22 protein-coding genes are annotated in these 13,359 nt (G+C 62.4%); 21 read left to right on the top strand and 1 reads right to left on the bottom strand.

Features of this window, described 5'->3' with window-relative positions; translation table 11 throughout:
• Window positions 1–289: 289 nt before the first annotated feature.
• On the top strand, window positions 290–1,198 hold the full coding sequence (locus tag B5525_RS37420; protein WP_338075246.1) for a GNAT family N-acetyltransferase: 909 nt from the start codon (window positions 290–292) through the stop codon (window positions 1,196–1,198).
• Window positions 1,199–1,203: 5 nt separating this feature from the next.
• Here B5525_RS37420 and B5525_RS45000 read toward each other — a convergent pair whose 3' ends face one another.
• Window positions 1,204–1,479 (bottom strand): hypothetical protein, encoded by a 276-nt coding sequence (locus B5525_RS45000; protein ID WP_154073687.1) that lies wholly within the window; start codon window positions 1,477–1,479, stop codon window positions 1,204–1,206.
• Window positions 1,480–1,829: 350 nt separating this feature from the next.
• On the opposite strand from B5525_RS45000, the gene rpsL reads away from it, so the two are divergent.
• The 20 genes from rpsL (at window position 1,830) to rpsH (ending at window position 13,356) form a co-directional block, all read left to right on the top strand.
• The gene (gene rpsL / locus B5525_RS37415) at window positions 1,830–2,201 is read left to right on the top strand and encodes a 30S ribosomal protein S12 (RefSeq protein WP_011473880.1); all 372 of its coding nucleotides are present in this window, start codon (window positions 1,830–1,832) and stop codon (window positions 2,199–2,201) included.
• 15 nt (window positions 2,202–2,216) lie between these two features.
• Window positions 2,217–2,687, top strand: a complete 471-nt coding sequence (rpsG, locus tag B5525_RS37410) for a 30S ribosomal protein S7 (protein ID WP_079571027.1) — start codon at window positions 2,217–2,219, stop codon at window positions 2,685–2,687.
• Between the two features lie 31 nt (window positions 2,688–2,718).
• Window positions 2,719–4,791 (top strand): elongation factor G, encoded by a 2,073-nt coding sequence (gene fusA / locus B5525_RS37405; protein WP_079571025.1) that lies wholly within the window; start codon window positions 2,719–2,721, stop codon window positions 4,789–4,791.
• Window positions 4,792–4,830: 39 nt separating this feature from the next.
• Entirely contained in the window at window positions 4,831–6,021 is a 1,191-nt protein-coding gene (gene tuf, locus B5525_RS37400; protein WP_079571024.1) for an elongation factor Tu, read from the top strand.
• Window positions 6,022–6,107: 86 nt separating this feature from the next.
• Window positions 6,108–6,416 (top strand): 30S ribosomal protein S10, encoded by a 309-nt coding sequence (gene rpsJ, locus B5525_RS37395; protein ID WP_011473876.1) that lies wholly within the window; start codon window positions 6,108–6,110, stop codon window positions 6,414–6,416.
• Between the two features lie 51 nt (window positions 6,417–6,467).
• The gene (rplC, locus tag B5525_RS37390) at window positions 6,468–7,196 is read left to right on the top strand and encodes a 50S ribosomal protein L3 (protein ID WP_079571021.1); all 729 of its coding nucleotides are present in this window, start codon (window positions 6,468–6,470) and stop codon (window positions 7,194–7,196) included.
• A 1-nt stretch (window position 7,197) separates the two neighbouring features.
• The gene (gene rplD / locus B5525_RS37385) at window positions 7,198–7,818 is read left to right on the top strand and encodes a 50S ribosomal protein L4 (protein ID WP_079574311.1); all 621 of its coding nucleotides are present in this window, start codon (window positions 7,198–7,200) and stop codon (window positions 7,816–7,818) included.
• Window positions 7,815–8,114: a 50S ribosomal protein L23 gene (locus tag B5525_RS45955; RefSeq protein WP_079543874.1), complete on the top strand. Its 300-nt coding sequence runs from the start codon at window positions 7,815–7,817 to the stop codon at window positions 8,112–8,114. The genes rplD and B5525_RS45955 overlap by 4 nt, the downstream gene beginning before the upstream one ends.
• Window positions 8,115–8,126: 12 nt before the next feature.
• Window positions 8,127–8,960, top strand: coding sequence for a 50S ribosomal protein L2 (rplB, locus tag B5525_RS37375; RefSeq protein ID WP_079571020.1), 834 nt, complete (start codon window positions 8,127–8,129; stop codon window positions 8,958–8,960).
• A gap of 12 nt (window positions 8,961–8,972) precedes the next feature.
• Complete coding sequence (rpsS, locus tag B5525_RS37370; protein ID WP_027536815.1) at window positions 8,973–9,251, top strand: 30S ribosomal protein S19; 279 nt, start codon at window positions 8,973–8,975, stop codon at window positions 9,249–9,251.
• Window positions 9,252–9,262: 11 nt separating this feature from the next.
• On the top strand, window positions 9,263–9,643 hold the full coding sequence (rplV, locus tag B5525_RS37365) for a 50S ribosomal protein L22 (protein ID WP_079571018.1): 381 nt from the start codon (window positions 9,263–9,265) through the stop codon (window positions 9,641–9,643).
• Window positions 9,644–9,663: 20 nt separating this feature from the next.
• The gene (rpsC, locus tag B5525_RS37360; RefSeq protein WP_079571017.1) at window positions 9,664–10,362 is read left to right on the top strand and encodes a 30S ribosomal protein S3; all 699 of its coding nucleotides are present in this window, start codon (window positions 9,664–9,666) and stop codon (window positions 10,360–10,362) included.
• 31 nt (window positions 10,363–10,393) lie between these two features.
• The gene (gene rplP / locus B5525_RS37355; protein WP_079571015.1) at window positions 10,394–10,807 is read left to right on the top strand and encodes a 50S ribosomal protein L16; all 414 of its coding nucleotides are present in this window, start codon (window positions 10,394–10,396) and stop codon (window positions 10,805–10,807) included.
• Between the two features lie 11 nt (window positions 10,808–10,818).
• The gene (gene rpmC / locus B5525_RS37350; RefSeq protein ID WP_079571014.1) at window positions 10,819–11,025 is read left to right on the top strand and encodes a 50S ribosomal protein L29; all 207 of its coding nucleotides are present in this window, start codon (window positions 10,819–10,821) and stop codon (window positions 11,023–11,025) included.
• A gap of 9 nt (window positions 11,026–11,034) precedes the next feature.
• The gene (gene rpsQ, locus B5525_RS37345; protein WP_079571012.1) at window positions 11,035–11,283 is read left to right on the top strand and encodes a 30S ribosomal protein S17; all 249 of its coding nucleotides are present in this window, start codon (window positions 11,035–11,037) and stop codon (window positions 11,281–11,283) included.
• A gap of 80 nt (window positions 11,284–11,363) precedes the next feature.
• Window positions 11,364–11,732, top strand: a complete 369-nt coding sequence (rplN, locus tag B5525_RS37340) for a 50S ribosomal protein L14 (RefSeq protein ID WP_011473865.1) — start codon at window positions 11,364–11,366, stop codon at window positions 11,730–11,732.
• On the top strand, window positions 11,732–12,046 hold the full coding sequence (gene rplX / locus B5525_RS37335; protein ID WP_079571009.1) for a 50S ribosomal protein L24: 315 nt from the start codon (window positions 11,732–11,734) through the stop codon (window positions 12,044–12,046). The genes rplN and rplX overlap by 1 nt, the downstream gene beginning before the upstream one ends.
• On the top strand, window positions 12,039–12,596 hold the full coding sequence (gene rplE / locus B5525_RS37330; protein WP_079571008.1) for a 50S ribosomal protein L5: 558 nt from the start codon (window positions 12,039–12,041) through the stop codon (window positions 12,594–12,596). Before rplX ends, rplE begins: the two co-directional genes overlap by 8 nt.
• Before the next feature lie 43 nt (window positions 12,597–12,639).
• Window positions 12,640–12,945: a 30S ribosomal protein S14 gene (gene rpsN / locus B5525_RS37325; protein ID WP_079571005.1), complete on the top strand. Its 306-nt coding sequence runs from the start codon at window positions 12,640–12,642 to the stop codon at window positions 12,943–12,945.
• A 12-nt stretch (window positions 12,946–12,957) separates the two neighbouring features.
• Window positions 12,958–13,356 (top strand): 30S ribosomal protein S8, encoded by a 399-nt coding sequence (gene rpsH / locus B5525_RS37320; protein WP_079571003.1) that lies wholly within the window; start codon window positions 12,958–12,960, stop codon window positions 13,354–13,356.
• The last annotated feature ends 3 nt before the right edge of the window (window positions 13,357–13,359 follow it).

The raw sequence follows: 13,359 nt of genomic DNA, 5'->3' as shown, positions 1-13,359 counted from the left end.
AATCCGGCACGAACAAGATCGCCGCCGCGCCGCGGTCGCTCAAAGCATTGGTCCGATGATTTCGGTAACGATTGATTCATCTAACATGGACATCGGCCCGCATTGGGACGACCTCGTCCGGCGTGCATCCTCCAACGTCTTCATGAACCCGGCTGCGCTGCAGGCCGCCTGCGTCACCGACTTCGCGCGGATTCAAATGTTGCTGGCCTGGGAGGAGGGGGCGGAGGGACGAAAGCTTGTCGGGGTCTGGGCGCTGCGATTGCGGAGGATGGCGCCGTTCTGGCCGATGATGCTGGAAGCGCTGCCCTACAACTACGCCTTTCTTTCCAGCCCCGTCGTCGACCCGGCCTATGTCAATGCGGTGATTCCGGCGTTCTTTGCGGCGATCGAAAAGAGCCCGTCGCTGCCCGATGTCGTGAGCCTGCATTCGCTGGACGCGGAATCTCCCAGCTATGCCGCGATGCTGCGCGAACTGGCCATCCGCGGCGTCGCGCCGTTGATGCTTGCCGAAGACGCGCGCCCGGTCGTGACCCGGGAATTCGGCGTGAAGCGCTCCGGCGCCACCCGGAAAAAGCTGCGGCAGGACTGGAAACGCTTGACGGCGCTCGGCGCCGTTGAGGTAGTCAATGATAGAACACCCGCTGGTGCCGGGCAGGCCTTTGAAACGTTTCTCGCGCTCGAAAAAGCCAGCTGGAAGGGCGTGAAGGGCACCGCGTTGCTGTCGGATCCGCGCGACGCCGCCTTCGCGCGGCGGTTGCTGCAAAATCTCGCCGCGCAAGGGAATGCATCGGTGGCACTACTGCGGGTCAACGGCGAGGCCATCGCCGCACAGGTGCTGATGTATTGCGGGGCCACGGCCTATACCTGGAAAACCGCGTTCGACGCCACCTACGGCAAGTACTCGCCGGGCGCGCTCCTGATCGACAAGATCACCGAGGAGCTGTTCGCCGGTTCCCAGATCCAGGCCATCAATTCCTGCGCGGCGGAAGCAAGCTTCATGGCCCAGCTCTGGGCCGGACGACGGACCATGGTGGATATGCTGGTCGATGTCGGCCCGGAGAAATCGCTTGCCTACCGGCTGGAGGCCGGCCGCCAACTCGGCTACCGGTATTTGCGGTATTGGCGCGACCGGCTCCGTAACGCGGCGTCGCATCCGGCGTCGAAAAAACTGAGCCTGGCGGCGCCCCACGGGCCCTGACGGCCTTATATTATCCGGGTAATATTGACATTCAGCTGATTCGGGACCATCTCGCCGAAGGCGGCCGCGGATGGTGCGCTGGGAACGCTCACGAGATTCGCGGTCACCACCGTCGAAGCGCGTGACTTCGGCATCCGCCAAACTTCACGCGCATGACGAATCCCCCAGTGGCGCAGGCGCTTCTTGCCTTGTCGTTTCGTCTTGACTTGCCTATCTACCGCCGATACAACCTGCGCACTTGACGACAGGCGGTGAGTGACGCCAACGTCGGAACGGATCACCCTCTTAATCCCCTAGGATTTAGACGGGCACCAACCTCGACGAATGCCGCTCAAACGCTGTCGATGATAGCTAGGCACTGCCAGGACGATCTTGGTTCTCTTGAGCAAGTTCTCTTGAGATTGATATCGGATGCATGACCTCGGTAGCCGACTGAGCAGCGCAAGCTGATCAGTTACGACTGCGGTCCTCTGTGGCGTCGAAGCGCTTTCCGCTCAGTGATGAGCAGTTGGCGCGATTTCGCTTTGCGTGGATGTTTTGCCGCGCGAGGCGGCCGGGTGGGGCAGGTGGCCCCAAATGAATTTGCGGAGCCGATGTGCGGTTTCGCATGAACTAAAGGGTGAAGGCTGACATGCCGACGATCAACCAGCTGATCGCAAGTCCGCGCGTTGTACAGAAGTCGCGCAAGAAGGTGCCGGCGCTGCAGCAATCGCCGCAGAAGCGCGGCGTTTGCACGCGCGTCTACACCACGACCCCGAAGAAGCCGAACTCGGCGCTTCGCAAGGTCGCAAAGGTGCGCCTGACCAATGGCTTCGAGGTCATCGGCTACATTCCGGGTGAAGGCCATAACCTTCAGGAACACTCGGTAGTCATGATCCGCGGCGGCCGCGTCAAGGACTTGCCCGGTGTGCGCTACCACATCCTCCGCGGCGTCCTCGATACCCAGGGCGTCAAGAATCGTAAACAGCGCCGTTCGAAGTACGGCGCGAAGCGTCCGAAATAATCGGGAACCGATCAGATGTCTCGTCGCCATTCTGCTGAAAAGCGTGAAGTGAACCCGGATCCGAAGTTCGGGAACATCGTCATTACGAAGTTCATGAACTCGGTCATGTACGACGGCAAGAAGTCCGCCGCCGAGTCGATCGTTTATGGCGCGCTCGAGCTGATCGAAACCAAGACCAAGCAGGGTCCGCTGCCGGTATTCGAGCAGGCCCTGGAAAACGTGATGCCGACCATCGAAGTCCGGTCGCGCCGCGTCGGCGGCGCCACCTACCAGGTGCCGGTCGAGGTGCGCTCGGTGCGCCGGCAGGCGCTCGGCATTCGCTGGATCATCACGGCAGCGCGCGAGCGCAACGAAAAGACGATGACGGAGCGGCTCTCGGCCGAGCTGCTCGACGCGTCGAATGGCAGGGGGAACGCCGTCAAGAAGCGCGAAGACGTGCACCGGATGGCGGAAGCCAACCGCGCCTTCTCGCACTATCGCTGGTAACGGCGAAACCTAGGACTTTAAGGAACAACCCATGCCCCGCGTTCATGCCATAGAGGACTACCGCAACTTCGGTATCATGGCGCATATCGATGCCGGCAAGACCACGACCACCGAGCGCATCCTTTATTACACCGGCAAGAGCCACAAGATCGGCGAAGTGCACGAAGGTGCCGCGACGATGGACTGGATGGAGCAGGAGCAGGAGCGCGGCATCACCATCACGTCGGCCGCGACCACCGCGTTCTGGAGCGGCAAGCGTCTGAACATCATCGACACTCCCGGCCACGTCGACTTCACGATCGAAGTCGAGCGTTCGCTGCGCGTGCTCGACGGCGCGGTATGCGTGCTCGATTCCAACCAGGGCGTTGAGCCGCAGACCGAGACCGTCTGGCGCCAGGGCGACAAGTACAAGGTTCCGCGCATCGTCTTCGCCAACAAGATGGATAAGACCGGCGCCGACTTCTACAAATGCATGCAGGATATTGTCGATCGCCTCGGCGCCAAGCCGATTGCGATCCAGCTCCCGATCGGCTCCGAGAATAATTTCAAGGGCCTGGTTGATCTCGTCCGCATGAAGGGCGTGGTCTGGGAAGAAGAGAAGCTCGACGCCAAGTTCGTGGACATCGATATTCCCGAGGACATGCGCGAGAAGGCCAAGGAATATCGCGAGAAGCTGCTGGAAGCCGCCGTCGAGCTCGATGACGAGGTTCTCGCCGCCTACCTCGACGGCAAGGAGCCCGATGAGCCGACGCTGAAGAGGCTGATCCGCAAGGCCGTGCTGACCGGCGCGTTCTTTCCGGTGCTGTGCGGCTCGGCGTTCAAGAACAAGGGCGTGCAGCCGTTGCTCGACGCGGTGGTCGACTATCTGCCGTCGCCGGTCGATGTTCCCGCCATCAAGGGTGTCGATGAGGACGGCAACGAAGTCGTGCGCTTGCCGAACGACACGGAGCCGCTGGCGCTGCTCGCGTTCAAGATCATGGACGACCCCTTCGTCGGCACCATTACCTTCTGCCGCATCTATTCCGGCACGCTGCTGTCGGGCACCGGCGTCATCAATTCGACCCGCGACCGCAAAGAGCGTATCGGCCGCATGCTGCTGATGCATGCCAACAACCGCGAAGACATCAAGGAAGCCTATGCCGGCGACATCGTCGCGCTGGCGGGCCTGAAGGAAGCGCGCACCGGTGACACCCTGTGCGACCCGAACAAGCCGGTGATCCTGGAAAAGATGGAATTCCCGGAGCCGGTCATCGAGATCGCGATCGAGCCGAAGTCGAAGGCCGACCAGGAAAAGCTCGGCGTCGCGCTGGCGAAGCTCGCCGCGGAAGATCCGTCGTTCCGGGTGTCGACCGATCTGGAGTCCGGCCAGACCATCCTCAAGGGCATGGGCGAACTCCATCTCGACATCAAGGTCGACATCCTGCGCCGCACCTACAAGGTCGACGCCAACATCGGCGCGCCGCAGGTGGCGTTCCGTGAGCGCGTCACCAAGCGCGCCGAGGTCAAGTACACGCACAAGAAGCAGACCGGCGGTACCGGTCAGTTTGCCGAAGTGTCGATCATCGTCGAGCCGAACGAGCCCGGCAAGGGTTTCGAGTTCGAATCCAAGGTGGTCGGCGGTGCGGTGCCGAAGGAATACATCCCCGGCGTCGAAAAGGGCCTCAACAGCGTTTTGACCTCCGGCGTGGTCGCCGGCTTCCCGGTCGTCGACGTCAAGGTTCAGCTCGTCGACGGCAAGTACCACGACGTCGACTCCTCGGCACTGGCTTTCGAAATTGCGTCGCGCGCGGCATTCCGCGAAGCGCTGCAAAAGGGCAAGTCGGTGCTGCTCGAGCCGATCATGAAGGTCGAAGTGGTGACGCCGGAAGATTACACCGGCTCGGTTATCGGCGACCTGAATTCGCGGCGCGGTCAGATCCAGGGTCAAGACATGCGCGGCAACGCCAACGTCATCAACGCGATGGTGCCGCTCATGAACATGTTCGGGTACGTGAATAACCTGCGCTCGATGAGCCAGGGTCGCGCGACCTTTACCATGCAGTTCGATCACTACGCGGAAGCGCCGGCCAACGTGTCGGCGGAAGTCCAGAAGAAGTTTGCCTGATTGTCGTTGACGGCAGTTAACGACTGAACGGAGAGTCAAATGGCCAAAGCAAAGTTTGAACGTAATAAACCGCACTGCAACATTGGAACGATCGGTCACGTTGACCACGGCAAGACGTCGCTGACGGCGGCGATCACCAAGGTGCTGGCGGAAACCGGCGGTGCGACGTTCACCGCCTACGACCAGATCGACAAGGCGCCGGAAGAGAAGGCGCGCGGCATCACGATCTCGACCGCCCACGTCGAATACGAGACCAAGAACCGGCACTACGCCCACGTCGATTGCCCGGGTCACGCCGACTACGTGAAGAACATGATCACCGGTGCGGCGCAGATGGACGGCGCGATCCTGGTGGTGTCGGCGGCCGACGGCCCGATGCCGCAGACCCGCGAGCACATCCTGCTGGCGCGCCAGGTCGGCGTTCCCGCCCTCGTCGTGTTCCTCAACAAGTGCGACATGGTCGACGATCCGGAACTGCTCGAACTCGTCGAGCTCGAAGTCCGCGAATTGCTCTCGAAGTACGATTTCCCCGGCGACAAGATCCCGATCGTCAAGGGCTCGGCGCTGGCGGCGCTCGAAGACAAGGACAAGAAGCTCGGCCACGATGCGATCCTGGAGCTGATGGCGGCGGTGGACAGCTACATTCCGCAGCCGGAGCGTCCGATCGACCAGCCGTTCCTGATGCCGGTGGAAGACGTGTTCTCGATCTCGGGCCGCGGCACCGTGGTGACCGGCCGCGTCGAGCGCGGCGTGGTCAAGGTCGGCGAGGAAATCGAAATCGTCGGTCTGCGCGCCACCCAGAAGACCATCGTCACCGGCGTCGAAATGTTCCGCAAGCTGCTCGATCAGGGCCAGGCCGGCGACAACATCGGTGCGCTGCTGCGCGGTACCAAGCGCGAGGAAGTCGAGCGCGGTCAGGTGCTGTGCAAGCCGGGTTCAGTCAAGCCGCACACCAAGTTCAAAGCCGAGGCCTACATCCTCACCAAGGAAGAGGGCGGACGTCACACCCCGTTCTTCACCAACTACCGGCCGCAGTTCTACTTCCGCACCACCGACGTGACCGGTGTCGTCCATCTGCCGGAAGGCACCGAGATGGTGATGCCCGGCGACAACATCGCGATGGAAGTGCACCTGATCGTGCCGATCGCGATGGAAGAGAAGCTCCGTTTCGCGATCCGCGAAGGCGGCCGCACCGTCGGTGCCGGCGTCGTCGCAAGCATCATCGAATAAGCGAATAGGGAATGGCGAACAGCGAATGGCTTAAATCCACTCGCTGTTCGCTACTCGCCACTCGCTCTTAAAGAAAGACATCGGCAATGAACGGCCAGAATATTCGCATACGTCTCAAGGCGTTCGACCATCGGATTCTCGATTCGTCGACGCGTGAGATCGTGAACACGGCGAAGCGGACCGGTGCCCAGGTGCGCGGACCCATTCCGCTGCCGACCCGCATCGAGAAGTTCACCGTCAACCGTTCGCCGCACGTCGACAAGAAGAGCCGCGAGCAGTTCGAGATGCGCACGCACAAGCGTCTTCTCGACATCGTCGACCCGACGCCGCAGACCGTGGACGCGCTGATGAAGCTCGACCTGGCCGCCGGTGTTGACGTCGAAATCAAGCTCTAATTTTTAAGCCCGTCCGAACGTAAGCGGACAGAAAGAACAGGAAGCACGCCGATGCGCTCCGGAGTGATCGCACAAAAGGTCGGGATGACGCGGGTCTTTACGGAGACCGGCGAACATATCCCCGTGACCGTGCTGAAGCTGGGCAACTGCCAGGTGTTGGGTCACCGCACGACCGAGAAGAACGGTTATGTCGCGCTGCAGCTCGGTTCGGGTACGCGCAAGACCGTCTATCTGCCGAAGGCGGAGCGCGGCCAGTTCGCCGTCTCCAAGGTCGAGCCCAAGCGCAAGGTCACCGAGTTCCGCGTGTCGGAAGACGCGCTGATCCCGGTCGGCGCCGAGATCCAGGCCGACCATTTCGTGGTCGGGCAGTTCGTCGACGTTACCGGCACCTCGGTCGGCAAGGGTTTCGCCGGCGGCATGAAGCGCTGGAATTTCGGCGGCCTGCGCGCCACCCACGGCGTGTCGGTATCGCATCGTTCGATCGGTTCGACCGGCGGACGTCAGGATCCCGGCAAGACCTTCAAGAACAAGAAGATGCCCGGTCACATGGGTGTCGATCGCATCACCACGCTCAATCTGCGCGTGGTTCAGACGGACGTCGCGCGCGGCCTGATCCTCGTCGAGGGCGCCGTTCCCGGCTCCAAGGGCGGATGGATCGCGGTGCGCGATGCCGTGAAGAAGGCGCTGCCGAAAGACGCGCCGAAGCCCGGCAAGTTCCGCCTGGCCGATGGCGGCGGCGAGCAGGCAGCTGCAGCGCCGGCCGAGCAGGAGGGCGCGTGAGATGGAATTGAAAGTCACAACCCTTGAAGGCAAGGAAGCCGGTTCGGTCCAGCTTTCGGACGAGATTTTCGGTCTCGAGCCGCGCAAGGACATCATGCAGCGCTGCGTGCAGTGGCAGCTCAACAAGCGTCAGGCCGGAACCCACAAGGCCAAGGGCCGCGCGGAGATCTGGCGCACCGGCAAGAAGATGTACAAGCAGAAGGGCACCGGCGGTGCGCGTCACGGCTCGGCCCGGGTGCCGCAGTTCCGCGGCGGCGGCCGTGCGTTCGGTCCGGTGGTGCGCTCGCATGCCACCGATCTGCCGAAGAAGGTTCGTGCCCTGGCGCTGCGCCATGCACTCTCCGCCAAGGCCAAGGACGGCGATCTGATCGTCATCGAGTCCGCCAGGCTCGAGGCCGCCAAGACCAAGGCGCTGGTTGGACACTTTTCGGGCCTCGGCCTGACCAACGCGCTGATCATCGACGGCGCCGAGCTGCACAACGGTTTCGCCATCGCCGCCCGCAATATCCCGAACATGGACGTGCTGCCGATCCAGGGCATCAACGTCTATGACATTCTGCGCCGCCAGAAACTGGTCCTGACCAAGGCGGCGATCGATGCGTTGGAGGCGCGCTTCAAATGAAGAATATCGATCCGCGCTACTATGACATCATCGTTTCTCCGGTCGTGACCGAAAAGGCGACGCTGGCCTCCGAACACAACAAGGTTCTGTTCAAGGTCGCGAGCAAGGCCACCAAGCCGCAGATCAAGGAAGCCGTCGAGAAGCTGTTCGACGTCAAGGTCAAGAGCGTCAACACGCTGGTGCGCAAGGGCAAGACCAAGGTGTTCCGCGGCAATTTCGGTTCGCAGTCGGACGTGAAGCGCGCGATCGTGACCCTCGAAGAGGGCCACCGCATCGACGTCACCACCGGGCTATAAGGCGACACAGCGATGGCATTGAAGACATTCAACCCCACGACCCCGGGCCAGCGCCAGCTCGTGATGGTCGACCGGTCGGCGCTCTACAAGGGCAAGCCGGTCAAGACGCTGACCGAGGGCAAGCACTCCGCGGGTGGTCGCAACTCGACCGGTCGCATCACCGTGCGTTTCCGCGGCGGCGGCCACAAGCAGTCCTATCGCATCGTCGACTTCAAGCGCACCAAGGTCGACATGCCCGCGACCGTCGAGCGGCTGGAATACGATCCGAACCGCACCGCCTTCATTGCGCTCTTGAAATATACCGACGGCACCCAGGCCTATATCCTGGCGCCGCAGCGCCTTGCCGTGGGCGATACCGTGATCGCCGGCAACTATGTCGACGTGAAGCCGGGCAATGTGATGCCGCTCGGCAACATGCCGATCGGCACCATCATCCACAATGTGGAATTGAAGATCGGCAAGGGCGGCCAGCTCGCCCGTTCTGCCGGCACCTACGCCCAGATCGTCGGCCGCGACCAGGACTACGTGATCGTGCGCCTGAACTCGGGCGAGCAGCGTCTGGTCCACGGCCGCTGCACCGGCACCATCGGTGCGGTGTCGAACCCGGACCACATGAACATTTCGATCGGCAAGGCCGGCCGCAACCGCTGGCTCGGCCGCAAGCCCCATAACCGCGGCGTCTCCATGAACCCGGTCGACCATCCGCACGGCGGCGGCGAAGGCCGCACCTCCGGCGGCCGTCATCCGGTCACCCCGTGGGGCAAGCCCACCAAGGGCAAGAAGACCCGCTCGAACAAGTCGACCAACAGATTCATTCTCATCAGCCGCCACAAGCGGAAGAAGTAAGGAACGCCGGACATGGTTCGTTCAGTCTGGAAAGGCCCGTTCGTCGAAGGCTCTCTGCTCAAGAAGGCAGATGCCGCACGCGCGTCCGGCCGTCATGACGTGATCAAGATCTGGAGCCGCCGCTCGACCATCCTGCCGCAGTTCGTCGGCCTGGTGTTCGGCGTCTACAACGGACAGAAGCACGTGCCGGTATCGGTCAACGAGGAAATGGTGGGTCACAAGTTCGGCGAGTTCTCGCCGACCCGGACCTTCCATGGCCATTCTGGCGACAAGAAAGCCAAGAAGGCTTGAGGATCTAAGCGATGAGCAAACCAAAGCGCGAACGGACCCTCCCGGACAACGAGGCCAAGGCGGTTGCCCGCATGCTGCGGGTGAGCCCGCAGAAGCTCAATCTTGTCGCGCAGCTGATCCGCGGCCGGAAGGCTTCGGCAGCACTTGCCGACCTGCAGTTTTCGCGCAAGCGGATCGCGGTCGACGTCAAGAAGTGCCTGGAGTCGGCGATCGCCAATGCCGAGAACAACCACGACCTCGATGTCGACGATCTGATCGTCTCCGAGGCTCATGTCGGCAACGGCATCGTGATGAAGCGTTTCGCACCGCGCGGCCGTGGCCGCTCGGGCCGTGTATTTAAACCATTCTCGCAGCTGACGATCGTCGTTCGTCAGGTCGAGGCGAGCGCTTAAACCGGGCGCGGGAGAGAACGATGGGTCAGAAGATCAATCCAATCGGGCTGCGTCTCGGCATCAACCGGACGTGGGATTCCCGTTGGTTCGCCGGCAAGAACGAGTACGGCAAGCTGCTGCACGAGGATGTCAAAATCCGCGAGATCCTGCACAAGGAGTTGAAGCAGGCGGCCGTCGCCAGGATCGTGATTGAGCGTCCGCACAAGAAGTGCCGGGTGACGATCCACTCCGCGCGTCCGGGCGTCGTGATCGGCAAGAAGGGCGCCGACATCGACAAGCTGCGCAAGAAGGTTGCCGACATCACGGCTTCCGACGTCGTCATCAACATCGTCGAGATCCGCAAGCCGGAGCTCGATGCCACGCTGGTCGCCGAATCGATCGCCCAGCAGCTCGAGCGCCGCGTCGCGTTCCGCCGCGCCATGAAGCGCGCGGTGCAGTCGGCGATGCGTCTTGGCGCCGAGGGCATTCGTATCAACTGCTCGGGCCGTCTCGGCGGCGCCGAAATCGCGCGCATGGAATGGTATCGCGAAGGGCGCGTGCCGCTGCACACGCTGCGCGCCGACATCGATTACGGGGTGGCGACCGCGTTCACCACCTTCGGCACATGCGGCGTCAAGGTCTGGATCTTCAAGGGCGAAATCCTTGAGCACGACCCGATGGCCCAGGACAAGAAGATGGCCGAAGGCGACAATACGCGGCCGCGCCGCGACGCTGCTTGAGGCGTTAGAGAAGGTTTGAGGGCTTAAAGCCATGATGCAACCAAAGAAGACGAAGTTCCGGAAGGCGCATAAGGGCCGGATCCACGGCACCGCGACTTCGGGCGCGACGTTGTCGTTCGGCCAGTTCGGCCTGAAGGCGATGGCGCCCGAGCGCCTCACCGCGCGTCAGATCGAGGCCGCCCGCCGCGCGCTGACCCGTCACATGAAGCGCGCCGGCCGGGTCTGGATCCGCATCTTCCCGGACGTGCCGGTGTCGAAGAAGCCCGCCGAAGTCCGCATGGGCTCCGGCAAGGGTACGCCGGAACTGTGGGTGGCGCGGGTGAAACCGGGCCGCGTGATTTTCGAAATCGACGGCGTGACCGTGCAGACCGCCAAGGAAGCGCTGACGCTCGCCGCCGCCAAGCTGCCGATCAAGACGCGCTTCGTCGCGCGCATTGCGGAATAGGAAAAGTGGTCATGGCCGAGATGAAAACCGCCGATATCCGCGCGATGAGCCCCGATCAGATGGACGACGCCGTCCTCAATCTGAAGAAGGAGCGCTTCAATCTGCGTTTCCAGCGCGCCACCGGGCAGCTGGAGAACACTTCGCGGCTGCGTGAAGCACGCCGCGACATCGCCCGCATCAAGACCATCGCCGCGCAGAAGCGCGACGCGAAGAAGTAAGGGGCCGACATGCCAAAACGTACGCTTCAGGGTGTGGTCGTCAGCGACAAGCAAGCCAAGACGGTTGTGGTGCGCGTCGATCGCCGCTTCACCCATCCGATCTACAAGAAGACGATTCGCCGCTCGAAAAATTACCACGCGCACGACGAGAACAACGAGTTCAAGCCGGGCGACCAGGTGTGGATCGAGGAAAGCAAGCCGATCTCGAAGTTGAAGCGCTGGACTGTGGTCCGGGGTGAACAGAAGAAAACGGCCTGAGGTCGGTTCGGCTTAGCCGGACGGTTTTCGGGAAATTTTAGGCGCGACTTTGCGCATCAGAAAGAGGACGAGGTGCATCAATGATTCAGATGCAGACCAACCTCGACGTGGCCGATAATTCAGGCGCACGCCGTGTCATGTGCATCAAGGTGCTTGGGGGCTCCAAGCGCCGCTATGCCACCGTGGGCGACGTTATTGTCGTGTCGATCAAGGAAGCGATTCCGCGCGGCAAGGTGAAGAAGGGCGACGTGATGAAGGCCGTGGTGGTGCGGGTCCGCAAGGACATCCGCCGCGCCGACGGTTCGGTCATCCGCTTCGACCGCAACGCCGCCGTGCTGATCAACAACCAGTCGGAGCCGGTCGGCACCCGTATCTTCGGGCCCGTGCCGCGCGAGCTGCGCGCCAAGAACCACATGAAGATCATTTCGCTCGCGCCGGAGGTGCTGTGATGGCTGCCAAGATCCGGAAGGGCGACAAGGTCATCGTGCTGTCGGGCCGCGACAAGGGCCGGACCGGCGAAGTGTTCGAGGTGCGTCCCGACGACAGCAAGGCGCTGGTCCGCGGCGTCAATCTCGTCAAGCGTCACCAGAAGCAGACCCAGGCGCAGGAAGGCGGCATCATCTCCAAGGAGGCGCCGATCCACCTGTCCAACATCGCGATCGTCGGCAAGGACGGCAAGCCGACCCGCGTAGGTTTCAAGATTCATGCGGATGGCAAGAAGGTACGCGTTGCCAAACGCTCGGGAGCAGAGATCGATGGCTGAGACCGCATACACCCCGCGTCTGCGCGCGGAATATGACAAGAGCATCCGCAGCAAGCTAACGGAACAGTTCGGCTATGCCAATTCCATGCAGGTGCCGCGGCTGGACAAGGTCGTGCTCAACATGGGCGTCGGCGAAGCGGTCAATGACCGCAAGAAGGCGGAACTCGCCGCCACCGATCTTGCGCTGATCGCGGGCCAGAAGGCCATCGTGACCTATTCACGCGTCGCCATCGCGACCTTCAAGCTGCGCGAAAACCAGCCGATCGGCTGCAAGGTCACGCTGCGCAAGGCCAAGATGTACGAGTTCATCGATCGCCTGGTGAACGTCGCGCTGCCGCGCGTGCGCGACTTCCGCGGCCTGAACCCGAAGAGCTTCGACGGCCGCGGCAACTATTCGCTCGGCATCAAGGAGCACATCATTTTCCCGGAAATCGACTTCGACAAGGCCGGGGAAACGTGGGGCATGGACGTCACGGTGTGCACCACGGCGGCCACTGACGACGAGGCGCGTGCCCTGTTGACCGCATTCAATTTCCCGTTCCGGCAGTGAGACGCTGACAAGCCTCTCAAACGCGGAAACCCAGGAGCCAAGCATGGCAAAGAAGAGTTCGATCGAGAAGAACAACCGGCGCAAGCGGATGGCCAAGAACGCGGCCCCCCGGCGCGCCAAGCTGAAGGCGATCATCGCCGACAAGAGCAAGCCGATGGAAGAGCGCTTCGCGGCGACGTTGAAGCTTGCCGAGATGCCGCGCAATTCGTCCGCGACCCGGATTCGCAACCGCTGCGAACTGACCGGACGGCCGCGTTCGGTCTATCGCAAGAACAAGCTCAGCCGCATCGCGCTGCGTGAACTCGGTTCCAAGGGCCTGATTCCAGGCCTTGTGAAGTCGAGCTGGTAAGGAGGGTCGGACATGTCAACGCACGATCCGATCAGCGATCTCATCACCCGCATCCGCAACGCGCAGATGCGTTCCAAATCCAAGGTCTCGACTCCGGGCTCGAAGATGCGCGCCAGCGTGCTCGAAGTGCTCAAGACCGAAGGCTACATCCGCGGCTACGCCAGCGTCGAGCATTCCTCGGGGCGCAGCGAGCTCGAGATCGAGCTGAAATATTTCGACGGCGAGCCGGTGATTCGCGAGATCGAGCGGGTATCGAAGCCGGGGCGTCGGGTTTACGCCTCGGTGAAGAACCTGCCGCGCGTGAACAACGGTCTCGGCATTTCGGTATTGTCGACGCCGAAGGGAATTATGGCTGACCACGAGGCGCGCGACGCCAACGTGGGCGGCGAAATTCTCTTCACGGTGTTCTGAGGA

The organism is Bradyrhizobium erythrophlei (genome assembly GCF_900129505.1).
Classification (GTDB): domain Bacteria; phylum Pseudomonadota; class Alphaproteobacteria; order Rhizobiales; family Xanthobacteraceae; genus Bradyrhizobium; species Bradyrhizobium erythrophlei_D.
The sequence above is the reverse complement of the archived record's forward strand: the minus strand, read 5'-3'. Positions and strand labels throughout refer to the sequence as shown.

What these genes read in the sequence shown, in the direction of transcription:
- rpsS (WP_027536815.1), top strand. Translation starts at nt 8,973, where the DNA reads ATGGTTCGTTCAGTCTGGAAAGGCCCGTTCGTCGAAGGCTCTCTGCTC.
- rplV (WP_079571018.1), top strand. Translation starts at nt 9,263, where the DNA reads ATGAGCAAACCAAAGCGCGAACGGACCCTCCCGGACAACGAGGCCAAG.
- rpsH (WP_079571003.1), top strand. Translation starts at nt 12,958, where the DNA reads ATGTCAACGCACGATCCGATCAGCGATCTCATCACCCGCATCCGCAAC.
- rplB (WP_079571020.1), top strand. Translation starts at nt 8,127, where the DNA reads ATGGCATTGAAGACATTCAACCCCACGACCCCGGGCCAGCGCCAGCTC.
- rpmC (WP_079571014.1), top strand. Translation starts at nt 10,819, where the DNA reads ATGGCCGAGATGAAAACCGCCGATATCCGCGCGATGAGCCCCGATCAG.
- rpsL (WP_011473880.1), top strand. Translation starts at nt 1,830, where the DNA reads ATGCCGACGATCAACCAGCTGATCGCAAGTCCGCGCGTTGTACAGAAG.
- rplE (WP_079571008.1), top strand. Translation starts at nt 12,039, where the DNA reads ATGGCTGAGACCGCATACACCCCGCGTCTGCGCGCGGAATATGACAAG.
- rpsN (WP_079571005.1), top strand. Translation starts at nt 12,640, where the DNA reads ATGGCAAAGAAGAGTTCGATCGAGAAGAACAACCGGCGCAAGCGGATG.
- rpsJ (WP_011473876.1), top strand. Translation starts at nt 6,108, where the DNA reads ATGAACGGCCAGAATATTCGCATACGTCTCAAGGCGTTCGACCATCGG.
- rplX (WP_079571009.1), top strand. Translation starts at nt 11,732, where the DNA reads ATGGCTGCCAAGATCCGGAAGGGCGACAAGGTCATCGTGCTGTCGGGC.
- rpsC (WP_079571017.1), top strand. Translation starts at nt 9,664, where the DNA reads ATGGGTCAGAAGATCAATCCAATCGGGCTGCGTCTCGGCATCAACCGG.
- rpsG (WP_079571027.1), top strand. Translation starts at nt 2,217, where the DNA reads ATGTCTCGTCGCCATTCTGCTGAAAAGCGTGAAGTGAACCCGGATCCG.
- fusA (WP_079571025.1), top strand. Translation starts at nt 2,719, where the DNA reads ATGCCCCGCGTTCATGCCATAGAGGACTACCGCAACTTCGGTATCATG.
- rplC (WP_079571021.1), top strand. Translation starts at nt 6,468, where the DNA reads ATGCGCTCCGGAGTGATCGCACAAAAGGTCGGGATGACGCGGGTCTTT.
- rplN (WP_011473865.1), top strand. Translation starts at nt 11,364, where the DNA reads ATGATTCAGATGCAGACCAACCTCGACGTGGCCGATAATTCAGGCGCA.
- rplD (WP_079574311.1), top strand. Translation starts at nt 7,198, where the DNA reads ATGGAATTGAAAGTCACAACCCTTGAAGGCAAGGAAGCCGGTTCGGTC.
- rplP (WP_079571015.1), top strand. Translation starts at nt 10,394, where the DNA reads ATGATGCAACCAAAGAAGACGAAGTTCCGGAAGGCGCATAAGGGCCGG.
- rpsQ (WP_079571012.1), top strand. Translation starts at nt 11,035, where the DNA reads ATGCCAAAACGTACGCTTCAGGGTGTGGTCGTCAGCGACAAGCAAGCC.
- tuf (WP_079571024.1), top strand. Translation starts at nt 4,831, where the DNA reads ATGGCCAAAGCAAAGTTTGAACGTAATAAACCGCACTGCAACATTGGA.
- B5525_RS37420 (WP_338075246.1), top strand. Translation starts at nt 290, where the DNA reads ATGCTGGAAGCGCTGCCCTACAACTACGCCTTTCTTTCCAGCCCCGTC.
- B5525_RS45955 (WP_079543874.1), top strand. Translation starts at nt 7,815, where the DNA reads ATGAAGAATATCGATCCGCGCTACTATGACATCATCGTTTCTCCGGTC.